This window comes from Flagellimonas chongwuensis (assembly GCF_013376415.1).
Lineage (GTDB): Bacteria > Bacteroidota > Bacteroidia > Flavobacteriales > Flavobacteriaceae > Flagellimonas > Flagellimonas chongwuensis.
Genome location: NZ_WYET01000004.1, coordinates 833,175 through 848,093, shown reverse-complemented (window position 1 = coordinate 848,093; position 14,919 = coordinate 833,175). Strand labels below are relative to the sequence as shown.

The following is a 14,919-nucleotide window of genomic DNA, read 5'->3' as shown; positions in this document are numbered from 1 at the left end:
TTTAAACACCAAGCTTCTTTTTACCTAGCTCAAAGTTTTGGCCGAGGCATTCTTTTCTAACCATTTCACCCATGGCAAGTTCTTCGGGAACCCCAGCTTTTAGTTCACCGCCTTCGAACATCAAATAGAAACGCTCGGTAACGGCCAAAGTTTCCAGAACGTTATGGTCGGTTATTAAAACACCTATGTTTTTTGTTCTTTAATTGGGTAATTTGGAACAGTTTATGTGGGAATTCTACTAATAACTATTATTTAAGACTGTGAAAGATTGACTTTTTTAAAAAAGTATATCTGTCTATGAAACAATCGCATTAAAATATTAGTGCTTAAATTTTTTTCATGGTAGGGTACAATGATAATTGAGTTTATAGTTGATAACCATTAAATTATTTAGAATGTCTAAACACACACCATTATTGTTTTACTTTTTGTTCATATTGATTTCTCTCAATGCCCAAAATCAAATAGAGGAGAAATATCTGGATTATTTCAAGGACCCAAGGGAAGTGGTGTACCTGCAGGTAAGTAAAGATATATTTCTTGAAGATGAGGAAATTTGGTTCAAAGGTTACCTGTTCGACCAAAAAAGCGAACGTCCCTCCAATATCTCCAAAACAATCAATGTGGGGGTTTACGATAGTATGGGAGTATTGAAAGAGGAACTGCTCTACTACGTGAACGAAGGCTTTTTTAAAGGCAGTGTAAAGGTTGATTCAACGTTTGGGGAAGGAAGATATTTTTTGAAAGCAAAAACAAACTGGATGAGAAATTTCAGTTATGGAAATGCATTTCTAAAGGAAATCACAGTCGTTAAATCCGACCTGGATGTTGCCCAAGACCAGCTAAATTACGAGAATTTGGATATCCGTTTTTTACCGGAGGGAGGCAAGCTGGTATCTGGAATAAAAAACACCGTGGGGGTCAAAGTGGTCAATGGTAAGGGCTTGCCAGTAGATTTAGGCGACCTCAGGATAGAGGATGGGTCAGGCAAGCAACTGGCATTGATAGAGGTCAATGGTCAAGGTCTTGGAAAATTTGAAATAACCCCCAATCCCCGTTCCGATTATTTTGGCAAAATCAGAGTCCCTTCCGGAGGAGAGATAAGTTTTAAATTGCCAAGATCCAATGCTAAAGGGATTAATCTCAATGTAGTTGACAATCCCTACAAAAAGGAAATTTTGGTGCAAGTTGAAGCAAATGATCTAGCCTTGGAAGATGGTGATATAAATACAAACTTGGTTTTGCACAAAGATGGTGAGATCGTATCTCAACCAGTATTATTGACCAAGAATAGTAAAGTGTTCAGTACTTATTTTGATAAGACAAAGTTAATGACCGGTGTCAACACACTGACCTTGTTCGATATGGACAACAAGCTCATAGAGGAAAGGCAATTTTTTGTTTGGAAAGGATTAGGGGAGAACAAAATTGAAACCGCACTAGGGCATTCTTCACGGGCAACCGACTCGCTGGAAATTACTATAAATTCCAAAGTTCCCGAGGCCGTGGGGCTGAGTGTATCCGTTTTTCCATTGGACACAAAAGTTTATCAAGGAAACGAGAATATGTACAGCCAAATTTATTTGAGGCCTTATCTAAAAGGGGATATTCAAAACGGTGGTTATTATTTTAAAGACACCAATCATCAAAAGAAATATGAGATGGATTTGCTCTTATTGACCGAGGGGCAAGGTAAATATGACTGGGATACTATTTTGAGAGACCAGTTTGAAACAACGTATAGCCCAGTGGATGGAATTAGTCTTTATGGTTTTTTAAATGAGGATTTGAAAAGGGAGAAAATTTTAGTGCATAAAACTATCGAGCATGAACTTAAGGAAATAAACTTATCATCCGGTCAAGATAAATTTTTAATCACCAATTTTTATCCTATCACTGGCGAGAGTATTTTCTTTTCCAAAATCGATGGTCGCGGTAAAATATCCAAGTTGAATATGTATGCCCGCTTATCCAATAATTATTTTTTGGATGAGCGAATTGATGTTTCCGGTCATCAAAAAAATACCTTTTTCAAGAATAAAGGAGAAACCATAAGTAATGTGAATAAAGACTTTAAACTACCAGAAGTAAGCTCAGAAGAAAAACTTATTGCTTTGGATAACGTGACCGTAACCGAGGAAAGTAAAATGGAAAAAAGCGCCCGAGAGAACATTCGGGTTCCGAGATATTTGGCAGATAAAATTACCTTTGTGGATAAAGAAATGGCATTGACGTTCAATACTGTTGCATCGTTGTTGCGTTCAAAAGGTTATGAAGTATTGGAAGAGTTGCAGGCGTATGATGGTGGTAGTAACGAATTCATCAGTAGGGTGAAAATTAAATCAAGGCGTGGCGCCTGGGTTAATATTGTTTTGGATGATGTTTTGCTGCCGAATTTGGATGTACTCTACAATATGCCCTTGACTCAAGTAGAGAGTTTTTATATTGATAGGTTATCTAGGTATATGGGTGCTAGATCAGCTTTAAATGAAACAATTTATATCTATACAAGACGTGGAAAAGAACTCAATCTCACACCTGGCCAAGACTTTATGTCCAGGAGATCTTTTGAATTCAAAGTGGACAAAGGGTTCGAAAAACAAAAGGACTTTTATAACCCGGAATTTACTTCTTTTACTGATACCGCTTTTCAAAATTTTGGGTTGATTCACTGGGAGCCCTGGATATGGATAGACGAAGATGACAGTTATACCTTAAAAATCCCAAACTATGGTTTCGATAACTTAAAGTTGGTTATTGAAGGAATGGACAGGGACGGAAATGTGTTGTCCGAAATTAGAATATTGGACGTAGGTGATTCGAACTAAACATCCATTTTTCGACAGGTTTTTGATCTTTAATTGCGCTATTCGTAAGGGTTTATAGAGCAAAGTGTTTTTAGGACGGTAATAGTAAAACACTTTTATTGATTTAATATTCTGATTGTCATTTGTTTGGAAAGTCCATCTTAAGCATCAAAAGGGTAACTAATTTTTATTTGTGTATCTTCTTGACCTTTTATCAAGAAATTAATCTTACTACGCAACTAACCATAATAATTATCTAGAAATGCGAGAATATAAACCGCTATTTTATATAGTATCCTTATTATTCCTAATAAACACGCTTAATGCCCAAAATCAAATCGAGGAGAAATACCGTGAATACTTCAAGGACCCGAGGGAAGTTGTGTACCTGCAGGTAGGTAAAGATATATTTCTCCCAGATGAGGAAATTTGGTTTAAAGGTTATTTGTATGACCTTAAAAAATCCCAACCCTCCGATATATCCAAAACAATCAATGTGGGTGTATATGATAGTTTGGGAGTACTTAAAAAAGAATTGCTCTACTACGTGAACGAAGGTTTTTTTAAAGGCAGTGTAAAGGTTGATTCAACATTTGGTGAAGGCCGCTATTTTTTAAAAGCTAAAACCAACTGGATGCGAAACTTTAAAGATGACAATGCATTTTTGAAGCAAATCTTAGTCGTAAAGTCCGATTATAATATTCCGTTAAATCAACTGGATCCAAGAAAAGTAGATATCCAGTTTTTGCCGGAGGGCGGCAAACTTGTAGCAGGAATAAACAATATTGTGGGGGTCAAAGTACAGAATGGTATGGGCATGCCTTTACAAATGGATAATATAAAAATTGTGGATGAAGCTGGTAAGCAATTGGCATTGATTGAAACTAATAGCTTGGGTCTTGGAAAATTTGAGATTACACCTGAATTGAACGTTTTTTATTTTGCCAATCTGCAAATGCCTTCTGGAGAGGAATTAAGTGTTAGGGTTCCCAGGATTTACGCTAAGGGAATTAACTTGAATGTAGTTGACAATCCCTACAAAAATGAAGTTTTTGTGCAAGTTGAGGCCAACGATTTAGCCTTGAAAGATGGTGAGGTAAAGACAAATTTGCTATTGCACAAATACGGAGAATTTATCTCAGAGCCTGTTGTGTTGTCCAAAAATGCCAGAGTGCATACAGCTTATTTTGATAAGACTAACTTGATGGAGGGAGTAAATATCCTGACCTTGCTAGACGATAGGAACAACCCTATTGAAGAGAGACAATTTTATGTTTGGAATAGTGGGTTAGCAAATAGGGTTGAAGCCTCCATAAACTACGCAACGGTTACAAAAGACTCTTTGGAAATAACATTAAACTCTAGGGGTTATCAGCCTATGGGGATAAGTGTTTCAGTATTACCCGAAAACACAAAGGTTTATAAGGGAGAAAATAGTATTTACAAACAAATTTATCTTATGCCCTATATACAGGGCGATGTAGAAAATGCAAGCTACTATTTCAGCAAGAATGAGATTAAGAAAAAATATGACCTTGATTTGCTCCTTTTAACACAAGGTTATAGTAAATATGATTGGCAAGAGATTTTAAGCGATAAATTAGAAACCAAGTATGATTCGGTAGATGGATTGACTCTTTACGGGTTTTTAAATGAAGAATTGAAAAGAGAAAGTATTCTGGTACATAAATCGATTGAACACGAACCTTCGGAAATAAACCTTTCCCCTGGCCAAGATAAGTTTTTGATTACCAACTTTTATCCGATCAATGGAGAAAACATCTTCTTTTCAAAAAAGAACAATTGGGGAAAGTTATCCAAGTTAAATATGTATGCTCGCTTATCTAACAGTTACTTTCTGGATGAAAAAATTGATGTTTCCGGTATTAAAAAAATTAACTTTTTTAATACCGAGAGTGGAATCATGGACTCAAGAAGCAATGATTTAGCGTTACCCGATTTACATTCAGATTTTGAACTTATAGCGCTGGACAATGTTACGGTAACCGAACAGAGTAAACTTGAAAAACAAGCCAGAGAGAATATAAGGGTTCCCCGCTATTTGGCAAGTAAAATTACAGTTGTTGATGAAGAATTAGCTCTAACGTATGGTACGGTGGCAGAATTATTGCGCTCTAAAGGCTATGTGGTATTGGAGGAATTGCAGGCCTATGATGGAGGAGACCCTGCATTTATTAGCAGGTACAAAATAAGATCACGTAGAAACCCTAGGTTTGGAGTTAATATTGTTTTGGACGATGTGGTACAAATGAACCTGGATGTGCTTTACCAGATGCCCTTAACACAGGTAGAGAGCTTTTATATAGATCGTTTGTCAAGGTATATGGGAACCAAAGCTGGAAATACAGAAACGATATATATTTTTACAAGGCAAGGAGAAGAGCTAAATCTAACCCCGGGTAAAGGTTTTATGTCCGATAAATCTTTTGCATTTAAAGTTGATAATGGTTTTGAAAGACAAAAGGAATTTTATAACCCAGAATTCATCTCGTTTACCAACACGGCTTTTGAGAATTTTGGATTGATTCATTGGGAGCCATTGGTATGGTTGGATAAGAACAACAATTACACCCTCAAAATTCCTAACTATGGTTTTGATAACCTAAAGGTAATTATCGAAGGAATGGGTAAGGACGGAAGTCTATTCTCAGAAGTTAAGATATTGAACACCGCTAAATCCAATTAAAAATCAAGCTTCTTTTTCCGTAGCTCGAAGTTTTGGCCCAAGTAGACTTTTCTAACCATTTCGTCCATTGCAAGTTCTTCGGGCACCCCTGCTTTTAGGATACCACCTTCGAACATTAAATAGGAACGTTCGGTAATGGCCAAAGTTTCCTGAACATTGTGGTCGGTGATTAAAATGCCGATGTTTTTGTTCTTTAATTGGGCCACGATTCGCTGAATATCCTCCACCGCTACGGGGTCGACCCCTGCAAATGGTTCATCCAAAAGAATAAATTTAGGGTCTGTGGCCAAGGCGCGGGCAATTTCGGTACGACGGCGTTCACCACCTGAGAGCAGGTCACCACGGTTTTTACGGATGTGCCCCAAACCAAACTCATCAATCAGGGACTCCATCTTCATATGTTGCTCCTTTTTGCTCAATTTGGTAAGCTGCAACACGCTCAGGATATTTTTCTCGATGCTCAATTTTCGAAAAACAGAAGCTTCTTGCGCTAAATAGCCAATACCGTTCTGGGCCCTTTTGTACATAGGAAAAGCGGTAATGTTCATATCATCCAGATAGATATTCCCGCCATTGGGTTTTATCAAACCAACTATCATATAGAAAGATGTGGTCTTCCCAGCTCCATTTGGACCTAACAGTCCAACAATTTCGCCTTGGTTTACTTCAAGGGAAATACCCTTAACAACTTTTCGGCCTCGGTAGGCCTTCATTATATTTTCTGCACGTAGCTTCATAGGAATTTGCCAAAACTAAACATATTCTTTGTCTACCGAATGGTCTTTTGGATTTTTTTAAGCTTCGCTTTCTTCCAATGCTTCCCAGTATTCGTATGCACGTCTTAGGTGGGGTACTACAATGGTTCCGCCGACTAAGGTGGCTATGCCCAAGGTTTCCATTACCTCTTCCTTATTGGCACCGGCTTTTTTGGAGCTCTCTAAATGGTACTTTACACAATCATCGCAACGGAGAACTGCGGAGGCTACCAAGCCTAGGAGCTCTTTGGTCTTTACGTCCAAAGCGCCGGCCATATAGGCGTTGGTGTCCAGGTTAAAGATGCGTTTGATGAGTTTGTTATTTTCCGCAAGCAGCTTATCGTTCATTTGGGCACGATAGGCATTGAACTCTTCTACTTTATTTGGCATTTTTTCTTGCTTTCTCTTTTCGTTCTTCTTTTCTGACAACCATTCTGGAAATAAAAATACTTACCTGGTACAATATAAGTACAGGAATACAGACAATGATTTGACTTGTTATATCCGGTGGTGTAATGATCGCGGACAGTATCAAGATTATTACCAAAGCTATCTTTCTGTATTTCTTCAGGATTTCTGGAGTTACCAATCCGACCTTGGTCAAAAAGAAAATAACGATGGGCAATTCAAACATAATCCCACAAGCAATTACAGAAGCCCTTACCGTTCCAATGTAGGAGGCAAGGTCGATTTCGTTCAATACCTCTTTACTTACTTGGTAAGATCCCAAAAAGTTGATGGACAATGGTGCAACAATGTAATAACCGAAGAGTACGCCAAGAAAGAACAAGCCTGAGGCCGTAATGATGAATCCTCTGGAATGCTTTCTTTCGTTTTCGTATAGCCCTGGACTGATGAATTTCCACAATTCCCATAAAATATAAGGAAAGCCTAGAATAACCCCCGCCCAAATTGATGTCCAGATATGTGCGGAAAACTGTCCGGCCATCAATCTACTCTGAATGGTGAACGGGATGGTGTCTCCACAGAATTCGGAATCTACCCCGAAAAACTTTCCAATATTACAGAAAAATTGATAGGTCGGGAAATCCATGCTCTTGGGCCCGAACAATATTGTGTCAAAAATAAAGCCCCTGAAAACAAAGGCTACACAGGCAATGATTACAACTGCCAAAGTTGAGCGTACCAAATGCCAACGTAATTCTTCCAAATGGTCCAAAAAGGACATTTCATCTGGACTTTTTCTCTCTTTTTTAGCCATTATAGGATTCCCTCGTTTATAAGGTTATGAATGTGGACCACACCGGCATATTTTTCACCATCAAAGGCCAACAATTGCGATATGCTCTTTTCCTGTAACAGTTTCAACGCTTTCACGGCCAAAGTGTCCACATCTATCGTCTTAGGGTTCGAGGTCATAATGTCCTTCGCGGTAAGTCCACTTATATTATCGTATTTGCTCAACATTCTTCGTACATCGCCGTCAGTTACTATGCCCACAACCTTTTCTTGGTCCAATACAGCTGTAACGCCGAGCATTTTTTCAGATATTTCCACAATTACATCTTTTACCTTGGCATTGATATCTACCTGTGGTTTTTGATTATTGGCCACAATATCGGCAACGCGCAAATATAGCTTCTTTCCCAAAGCTCCACCGGGGTGGTATTTGGCAAAATCCGAACTGCTGAACCCCTTGAGCTCCAAAAGGCAAATGGCAAGGGCATCACCCATGGACATTTGTGCCGAGGTGCTGGTGGTAGGCGCCAAATTATTGGGGCACGCTTCTTTCTCCACGTAGGTGTTTAGCACAAAATCAGCTTGTTTGGCCAGTACGGACTCCATATTTCCAGTGATTCCGATAAGTTTGTTGCTACCAACTTTAATTAGGGGGAGCAGCGCTTTTATTTCTGGCGTATTGCCGCTCTGTGATAGGCAAATCACCACATCGTTTTCTTGAATGGTTCCCAAATCACCATGAATGGCATCCGCCGCGTGCATAAAAATGGCCGGCGTTCCCGTAGAGTTCAACGTAGCTACAATTTTGGAGGCAACTATGGCACTTTTGCCTACCCCTGAAACGATAACTCTTCCGTTGCACTGTAAAATGTGCTGTACTGCATGCGCAAACTGGTCGTCCAAAAGTCCAATCAAATTTGCTACTGCTTTGCTCTCGATTTCGAGGGTGCGTTTTGCTATGGATAAAATTGACTTAATGTCGCTCAAAGTATAATAATGTAATAAACCGATTAACTGATTGCATTCCTAAAAGAATGTCTTATATTTAAGATTACAAAACTAATCAAACTATCTTTTACAGACTATTATGGAAGTGAGAATAGATTCATCTGTAAATGAACGATAAAATATTAAAAGCTTCAACTGCCGTTTAGGTTGCTTGTTATAAATTGAAAAATGCGGAAATGAGCCTAATGAATACTGATTTACATTCCTCGCTCAAAAAATATTTTGGTTTCTCGAAGTTCAAAGGATTACAGGAAGGTGTAATCCAGAACATTCTTAATGATAACGATACGTTTGTGATTATGCCCACAGGGGGAGGAAAGTCCCTGTGCTATCAACTGCCGGCAATAATGAAAGAAGGAACCGCCATTGTGGTTTCGCCTTTGATTGCCTTGATGAAAAACCAAGTAGATGCCATTCGGGGCATATCCGAGCAACACGGCATTGCCCATGTTCTGAATTCCTCCCTTACAAAAACAGAGGTTAAGCAGGTAAAAGAAGATATAACCAATGGCGTGACCAAATTACTTTACGTGGCGCCAGAATCCTTGACGAAGGAAGAAAATGTGGAATTTCTAAAAAATGTAAAACTTTCCTTCGTTGCTGTGGATGAAGCCCACTGTATTTCAGAATGGGGGCACGATTTTAGACCAGAATACCGAAATCTTCGAGGTATTATCAATCGCTTGGGAGACAATATCCCCATAATCGGTCTAACGGCAACAGCTACGCCAAAAGTACAGGAAGACATCATTAAAAATTTAGGGATGACGGATGCCAAGGTTTTCAAAGCATCGTTCAACAGGCCTAATTTATTTTATGAAGTACGGCCCAAGACCAAGGATGTAGATGCCGATATCATCCGTTTTGTGAAGCAAAATCAAGGAAAATCGGGAATCATTTATTGTTTGAGCCGCAAAAGAGTGGAAGAATTGGCCCAAGTGCTCCAAGTAAATGGGGTGAGCGCCGTTCCGTATCATGCTGGTTTTGATGCCAAGACCCGTTCCAAATACCAAGATATGTTTTTGATGGAGGAGGTGGATGTGGTGGTGGCCACCATTGCTTTTGGTATGGGGATAGACAAGCCGGATGTACGTTTTGTTATCCACCACGATATTCCCAAGAGTATTGAAAGCTATTATCAAGAAACCGGTCGAGCAGGGCGAGACGGCGGAGAAGGGCATTGTTTGGCCTATTACGCATACAAGGATGTGGAAAAGTTGGAAAAATTCATGTCAGGTAAGCCCGTTGCGGAGCAAGAGATTGGAAATGCACTTTTACAGGAAATAGTAGCCTATGCCGAAACATCCATATCCCGTAGAAAATTTATACTACATTATTTCGGTGAGGATTTTGATGAGGAGAACGGCGAGGGCGCCGATATGGATGATAACTCCAGAAACCCTAAGCCAAAAGAAGAGGCAAAAGAAGATGTAGTGAAACTTCTGAGCGTGGTAAGGGATACCAAGGAAAAGTTCAAGACCAAGGAGATTGTAAGAGTACTTGTCGGCAAGACGAATGCCATGATTTCTTCACATAAGACCGATGAAAAAAGTTTTTTTGGGATAGGTAAGGATAAGGACAAAGAATTTTGGATGGCTTTGACCAGGCAGGTTTTGGTGGCAGGTCTCCTTAAAAAAGAAATTGAACGCTATGGTATTTTGAACCTGACTAAAGAAGGTGAGGAATATCTCGAGGATCCAGAGTCGTTTATGATGACCAAGGACCATGTGTACTCCAAAGATGATACAGGAAATATTGTTACCGCGGAAAAATCGAATGGAGGGGTAGCTGATGAGAATTTGTTGAAATTACTTCGTGACCTTCGCAAAAGGGAGGCACAAAAACATGAAGTGCCGCCATTTGTGGTTTTTCAAGACCCATCATTGGAAGATATGTCCTTAAAGTATCCAGTGACCATGAACGAGCTTCTGAATATTCAAGGAGTTGGGGAAGGAAAAGCAAAAAAATATGGTAAGGCCTTCGTGGAGCTGATTTCTAAATATGTGGATGAGAACGACATAATACGGCCGGATGATCTTGTAGTAAAAAGTACAGGAGCCAATTCCGCTTTAAAACTTTACGTAATCCAAAGTGTGGATAGAAAGTTGCCTTTGGATGATATAGCCTCTGCCAAAGGATTGGAATTGCCGGAACTTATCAAAGAAATGGAGCAGATTGTCTTCAGTGGAACCAAGTTGAATATTGGTTACTGGATAGATGAAATACTGGATGAGGACCAACAGGAAGAAATCCACGATTACTTCTTGGAAGCCGACACGGATTCCATATCCGCTGCCATTGATGAATTTGATGGCGATTACGAAGATGAAGAACTCCGTTTATACCGTCTTAAATTTATAAGTGAAGTGGCGAATTAAAATTCGCCACTCAACTCACCTGTAGTTATTGCCGCTACTATAAATCCAAAATAAAGGATTACGAATACTAAAGAAACGAGAGCAAGGGCCAATCCTATATAAGAAAGGATCTTACCTGTTTTCACATTGCTGAAATCAGTGTAATTTTCAGGACTTTGCTCGTACAATTGGGTAGCGGTCTTAGCTTTTACCAATCCAATGATGCTAAAAATAGCACCGAATGGCCCGCAGCACACCAAAGTGAGGACAATGGAGAGTATTCCCATTGTCAACACAGTGCTTGCCCCGGGTAAGGGTTGTTGGTTCATAAAATTATATTATTGGTATTGTTCAAGGATTTCTTGCATTCTCTGTGGATCTTGTAAGGTTTCCCATCCAAAGAAAGAAAGGGCCCAGATAAAATAGGCAAGAGCCAATACGTTGAGTATAACACCAATGATGGCAAGTATTCTACCTGTTTTTACATTTTGTACGCCTTCATAAATTTCTGGGTTTTCAGCGTATAGTTTAAGGGCCTTGTTGGCCAAGATTAAAGCAATCACACCAAAAATAAGTCCGATAACCCCATAGCAACAGCAAGTTACAATAGAGATGATTCCGAAGACCAATATCAGGGTCGCATTTGGAAGTTTTTGTTGTTCCATAATTTTAAGTATTAATTAAAAAGGTTATTCATTTTTAGGATGTAACTTATGATAACGGTACCCACTGTCAATAGCGTTAAAACCATTTTGATCATATTGGCATGTTGAAACTTCACAAAAATGTTGGTGATCAAAAACAGCAATAGGAACAATATGGGGTATATGGCAGGGTACATTTGAAAAGCAGCTAAGAACTCTCCATGCAGTAAAAGGTTTACCGATCTCTGCAAACCGCACCCTGGACAATCTATGCCTGTAATCCGTTTATTAAGACAGGGAAGCATATAATCTTCAAGATCAAAGGCGATTATGGTCGGTGTTAGGTACATCATTGTCTGTAGAGCCCGAAAATACTATTATTTTTGTATTCAAGTTTAATTTTCATGTCATTTTTATAGATAGAAATCGTGTATGGGGAAATTTTCGATAGGGGATAGGGCAGAGGTATTGGATGAGGCCATTTCGGGTGTCATTCAAAAAATTGATGGCAATCAGGTAACGTTAATTACCGACGATGGTTTTCCCATGCATTTTGCCAGTAGTGATCTCGTTAAAATAGGTGGCGATATATCGGTTTCCAATCATGAGGTGGCCCAAATCAAAAAAGAAAAAGAAATCCCCAAAAGAAGAAAAGCTCCTACTATCAAACCCAAAGAAAGAAGTGCTCCAAAAATGGAGGTTGACCTGCATATTCATCAATTGGTGAAATCAAGCAAGGGCATGAGCAACTACGATATGCTCAACATTCAATTGGATACCGCCAAAAGACAATTGGACTTTGCCATTAACAAGCGAATTCAAAAGGTAGTGTTTATCCACGGGGTAGGGGAAGGCGTTCTAAAAGAGGAACTGCACTATCTTTTCAATCGGTACGATAATGTGAAATTTTACGATGCCGATTATCAAAAATATGGTTTGGGGGCTACCGAGGTCTATATTTACCAAAACACCTAGTCAGGTACCACGGTGATAACCTCTCCAAATTCATTTATGGCCAAATTAGTGATACGCTCCCCATTTCCGGTGACAAATGATATACCGCTAAGGTTTATGTTGTGTTCAAAACGTGTAGTGTCGTTTTCTACCGGCATGGTCTCAATAATTACCATGCCCCCTTCGGCAACAACTTCGTCAATTACTTTAGGATCCACCGTAGGTATGTCGTTACAAAAATAATCCTTGTTAACGGCATCCGAGAAAACCCTGTACGTTACCTGGGATTGTCCCGGAACCGTACTCTCGGTTATTACAGTATCTCCAGCAACCCCACGGTTCAAGACCCCGCTTTGAAGCTCAAGTATAAGGGCTTCGTTATCATTTATTTTGAACATCAAATTTTTGGCGTTGGCAACAGGATTGGCACAATATTGTATCGAGGCACTGTCAAAGTCAATGGTCTCGATTTGAAGATCCCCATCGCTACAGGAAAGGATTGTGATTGCCCCAAGAATTGAAAAGATACATTTTCTCATGCACCAAATTTAAAGCAATTCCATTTTAAAACACTAATCCTTAGGATCACTTTAAAAGAAATTAACTTTATTTCCTGTACTTTTGCACCTGTTAAAAAGTAAACCCGATCATGCAAAAAATCTATCTGGACAATGCTGCCACCACGCAGGTAAGGAAAGAGGTAATTGAACGGATGCAGGAGGCTCTTGCACAGCAATATGGCAACCCATCATCTACCCATAGCTTTGGTAGATCTGCAAAAACCGCCGTGGAGCAAGCACGTAAGACCATTGCCAAAACGTTGAACGCCCAAGCATCGGAAATCATCTTTACATCTGGAGGTACCGAGGCGGATAACATGATTTTGCGTTGTGCCGTAAGAGATTTGGGTGTCAAGACCATCATAACTTCCAAGATTGAACATCATGCGGTGCTCCATACAGTGGAGGAACTGGAAAAGGAGTATGGTGTCCATGTTTGGTATGTAAACTTGGATGAATTTGGCAATCCTGACATGAAGCATTTGGAGGAATTGCTCAAAAAAGATGACTCCAAAAAATTGGTCAGTTTGATGCATGTGAACAACGAGATTGGTAATATCACCGATATCGCCGCCGTGGGTGAGCTATGCAAGGCGAACAATGCACTTTTTCATTCAGATACCGTACAATCCATTGGGCATTATCCTTGGGATGTGCAGGCCGTGAATATTGATTTTATGACAGCTGCAGCCCATAAGTTCCATGGGCCCAAGGGTGTAGGTTTTGCCTTTATCCGAAAAAATTCAGGTTTGAAACCGTTGATTGTAGGAGGTTCCCAAGAACGTGGGTTTAGGGCAGGTACAGAACCGTTCCATAACATTGTTGGTCTGGAAGAGGCATTTGTACAAGCGTATGAGCATCTGGAAGAAGAAATTGAGGCGGTAAAAGAGCTCAAGAAATATTTTGTGGATAGGATTTTGGAAGAGATTCCAGGTGCCGAATGCAATGGACTTTCCGGCGATTTAGAAAAAAGTACCTATACGTTGGCCAATATTCGCTTGCCTTTTGATAAACAGAAAGGTCTGATGCTGTTGTTCCATTTGGATATGAAAGGTATTGCCTGTTCCAAAGGAAGCGCCTGCCAATCGGGAAGCAATCAAGGTTCGCACGTACTCAACGAAATTTTGGAAGGCGAGGAGCTGGACAAGCCCAGTCTGCGCTTTTCTTTTTCTATGTACAACACCAAGCAGGAGTTGGATTATGTCGTTGGGGTCTTAAAAGAATTTGCGAATAGCTGATTAATTTCGGTTTCTTCTTTTTTCCCTGTCGTAAGGAAATTTTCTGGAAGCGGTCTTCATCATTTTGTCGATAAGCTCGGTGGTGTTCTTTCCGGTTTTTTTGGAAATCTCGTTCTCGTACTTCCAAAGTAGTTTCCCGGTCTCACCGTCACTTATTTTTACCCCGATTCTTCCATAGTTGGCATTGCCACTGAAATAATCCAGAATACTGAAATCGGTCGGGACTCCTTCAGAAAGTAGAATGTTGAGGTTTAAGTTGCCGCTTATGATACCGTCTACATCCAAAATTTTACAAAGTTCCTGTGTAGTGTAGGTATCAATATTGTTATAGTTGATATTGTTTTGAGCCAAAATAGCGTTGGTGTTCATGATGTTCTGAAAATCCACATTGAACTTTTTACGCTTTTTACGTTTGGAGAAATAGGTTTCCAAGGCATTTTGTACCGCATAGCCCTCTTTTTCGGCCAGTAGGGTCAACTCATCGGTATCCACGGCCTTTTTTAGCTCCAAATGGGCAATAAAGGGGATAATGGCTAAAATCTCGTGGTCTTCGGTGTATTCATCAAACCTTATGCTCTCATAAATGTTCTTTTGCGCCATTGTACATACGCTGGTGAAAAGAACAAGGGCAAAGACAATATTTTTCATTCATCAAATTTTAATTCAACAATCTTGATCTTTGGATGAGG

The 14,919-nt window shown here is 39.7% G+C and carries 14 protein-coding genes and 1 pseudogene; 5 read left to right on the top strand and 10 right to left on the bottom strand.

Features of this window, described 5'->3' with window-relative positions; translation table 11 throughout:
* Position 1: 1 nt before the first annotated feature.
* Positions 2-199 (bottom strand): annotated as a pseudogene (locus GUA46_RS10890) (LPS export ABC transporter ATP-binding protein); the annotation flags it as partial.
* Between the two features lie 196 nt (positions 200-395).
* On the opposite strand from GUA46_RS10890, the gene GUA46_RS10885 reads away from it, so the two are divergent.
* Together GUA46_RS10885 and GUA46_RS10880 are read left to right on the top strand one after the other, a co-directional pair.
* Complete coding sequence (locus tag GUA46_RS10885) at positions 396-2,828, top strand: hypothetical protein (RefSeq protein WP_176620505.1); 2,433 nt, start codon at positions 396-398, stop codon at positions 2,826-2,828.
* A gap of 241 nt (positions 2,829-3,069) precedes the next feature.
* Positions 3,070-5,514 carry a hypothetical protein gene (locus GUA46_RS10880; protein WP_176620504.1) on the top strand — a complete coding sequence of 815 codons (2,445 nt, stop codon included), beginning with the start codon at positions 3,070-3,072 and terminating at the stop codon, positions 5,512-5,514.
* Here the strand turns inward: GUA46_RS10880 and lptB are convergent.
* The 4 genes from lptB to GUA46_RS10860 are packed head-to-tail and all read right to left on the bottom strand — an operon-like array spanning position 5,511 to position 8,456.
* Positions 5,511-6,251, bottom strand: coding sequence for an LPS export ABC transporter ATP-binding protein (gene lptB, locus GUA46_RS10875; protein WP_176620503.1), 741 nt, complete (start codon positions 6,249-6,251; stop codon positions 5,511-5,513). The two genes, GUA46_RS10880 and lptB, sit on opposite strands and share 4 nt — an antisense overlap.
* Before the next feature lie 57 nt (positions 6,252-6,308).
* Positions 6,309-6,659 (bottom strand): carboxymuconolactone decarboxylase family protein, encoded by a 351-nt coding sequence (locus GUA46_RS10870; protein ID WP_108246754.1) that lies wholly within the window; start codon positions 6,657-6,659, stop codon positions 6,309-6,311.
* Positions 6,649-7,491 (bottom strand): twin-arginine translocase subunit TatC, encoded by an 843-nt coding sequence (gene tatC / locus GUA46_RS10865; RefSeq protein WP_108246603.1) that lies wholly within the window; start codon positions 7,489-7,491, stop codon positions 6,649-6,651. Before tatC ends, GUA46_RS10870 begins: the two co-directional genes overlap by 11 nt.
* Positions 7,491-8,456 (bottom strand): KpsF/GutQ family sugar-phosphate isomerase, encoded by a 966-nt coding sequence (locus GUA46_RS10860; RefSeq protein ID WP_176620502.1) that lies wholly within the window; start codon positions 8,454-8,456, stop codon positions 7,491-7,493. The genes tatC and GUA46_RS10860 overlap by 1 nt, the downstream gene beginning before the upstream one ends.
* 197 nt (positions 8,457-8,653) lie before the next feature.
* Between GUA46_RS10860 and recQ the strand changes: the two genes are divergently transcribed.
* Positions 8,654-10,855, top strand: a complete 2,202-nt coding sequence (gene recQ / locus GUA46_RS10855; RefSeq protein ID WP_176620501.1) for a DNA helicase RecQ — start codon at positions 8,654-8,656, stop codon at positions 10,853-10,855.
* Here the strand turns inward: recQ and GUA46_RS10850 are convergent.
* From GUA46_RS10850 to GUA46_RS10840, 3 genes are read right to left on the bottom strand one after another with little or no spacing between them, the layout of a single operon-like run.
* Entirely contained in the window at positions 10,852-11,163 is a 312-nt protein-coding gene (locus GUA46_RS10850) for a CCC motif membrane protein (RefSeq protein WP_108246605.1), read from the bottom strand. The two genes, recQ and GUA46_RS10850, sit on opposite strands and share 4 nt — an antisense overlap.
* A 9-nt stretch (positions 11,164-11,172) precedes the next feature.
* Positions 11,173-11,499, bottom strand: a complete 327-nt coding sequence (locus GUA46_RS10845; protein WP_108246606.1) for a CCC motif membrane protein — start codon at positions 11,497-11,499, stop codon at positions 11,173-11,175.
* Positions 11,500-11,510: 11 nt separating this feature from the next.
* Positions 11,511-11,831, bottom strand: a complete 321-nt coding sequence (locus tag GUA46_RS10840; protein WP_229418490.1) for a DUF2752 domain-containing protein — start codon at positions 11,829-11,831, stop codon at positions 11,511-11,513.
* Positions 11,832-11,910: 79 nt separating this feature from the next.
* On the opposite strand from GUA46_RS10840, the gene GUA46_RS10835 reads away from it, so the two are divergent.
* The gene (locus GUA46_RS10835; protein ID WP_176620500.1) at positions 11,911-12,453 is read left to right on the top strand and encodes a Smr/MutS family protein; all 543 of its coding nucleotides are present in this window, start codon (positions 11,911-11,913) and stop codon (positions 12,451-12,453) included.
* Here the strand turns inward: GUA46_RS10835 and GUA46_RS10830 are convergent.
* Positions 12,450-12,971: a hypothetical protein gene (locus GUA46_RS10830; protein WP_176620499.1), complete on the bottom strand. Its 522-nt coding sequence runs from the start codon at positions 12,969-12,971 to the stop codon at positions 12,450-12,452. The genes GUA46_RS10835 and GUA46_RS10830 overlap by 4 nt on opposite strands.
* Positions 12,972-13,081: 110 nt before the next feature.
* On the opposite strand from GUA46_RS10830, the gene GUA46_RS10825 reads away from it, so the two are divergent.
* The gene (locus GUA46_RS10825; protein ID WP_176620498.1) at positions 13,082-14,230 is read left to right on the top strand and encodes a cysteine desulfurase family protein; all 1,149 of its coding nucleotides are present in this window, start codon (positions 13,082-13,084) and stop codon (positions 14,228-14,230) included.
* On the opposite strand, the gene GUA46_RS10820 is transcribed toward GUA46_RS10825, so the two are convergent.
* Entirely contained in the window at positions 14,231-14,878 is a 648-nt protein-coding gene (locus GUA46_RS10820; RefSeq protein WP_176620497.1) for a hypothetical protein, read from the bottom strand. It abuts the gene before it with no gap.
* Positions 14,879-14,919: the final 41 nt, after the last annotated feature.

What these genes read in the sequence shown, in the direction of transcription:
- GUA46_RS10850 (WP_108246605.1), bottom strand. Translation starts at nt 11,163, where the DNA reads ATGAACCAACAACCCTTACCCGGGGCAAGCACTGTGTTGACAATGGGA.
- recQ (WP_176620501.1), top strand. Translation starts at nt 8,654, where the DNA reads ATGAGCCTAATGAATACTGATTTACATTCCTCGCTCAAAAAATATTTT.
- GUA46_RS10880 (WP_176620504.1), top strand. Translation starts at nt 3,070, where the DNA reads ATGCGAGAATATAAACCGCTATTTTATATAGTATCCTTATTATTCCTA.
- tatC (WP_108246603.1), bottom strand. Translation starts at nt 7,491, where the DNA reads ATGGCTAAAAAAGAGAGAAAAAGTCCAGATGAAATGTCCTTTTTGGAC.
- GUA46_RS10870 (WP_108246754.1), bottom strand. Translation starts at nt 6,659, where the DNA reads ATGCCAAATAAAGTAGAAGAGTTCAATGCCTATCGTGCCCAAATGAAC.
- GUA46_RS10820 (WP_176620497.1), bottom strand. Translation starts at nt 14,878, where the DNA reads ATGAAAAATATTGTCTTTGCCCTTGTTCTTTTCACCAGCGTATGTACA.
- GUA46_RS10830 (WP_176620499.1), bottom strand. Translation starts at nt 12,971, where the DNA reads ATGAGAAAATGTATCTTTTCAATTCTTGGGGCAATCACAATCCTTTCC.
- GUA46_RS10885 (WP_176620505.1), top strand. Translation starts at nt 396, where the DNA reads ATGTCTAAACACACACCATTATTGTTTTACTTTTTGTTCATATTGATT.
- GUA46_RS10825 (WP_176620498.1), top strand. Translation starts at nt 13,082, where the DNA reads ATGCAAAAAATCTATCTGGACAATGCTGCCACCACGCAGGTAAGGAAA.
- GUA46_RS10840 (WP_229418490.1), bottom strand. Translation starts at nt 11,831, where the DNA reads ATGATGTACCTAACACCGACCATAATCGCCTTTGATCTTGAAGATTAT.
- lptB (WP_176620503.1), bottom strand. Translation starts at nt 6,251, where the DNA reads ATGAAGCTACGTGCAGAAAATATAATGAAGGCCTACCGAGGCCGAAAA.
- GUA46_RS10835 (WP_176620500.1), top strand. Translation starts at nt 11,911, where the DNA reads ATGGGGAAATTTTCGATAGGGGATAGGGCAGAGGTATTGGATGAGGCC.
- GUA46_RS10845 (WP_108246606.1), bottom strand. Translation starts at nt 11,499, where the DNA reads ATGGAACAACAAAAACTTCCAAATGCGACCCTGATATTGGTCTTCGGA.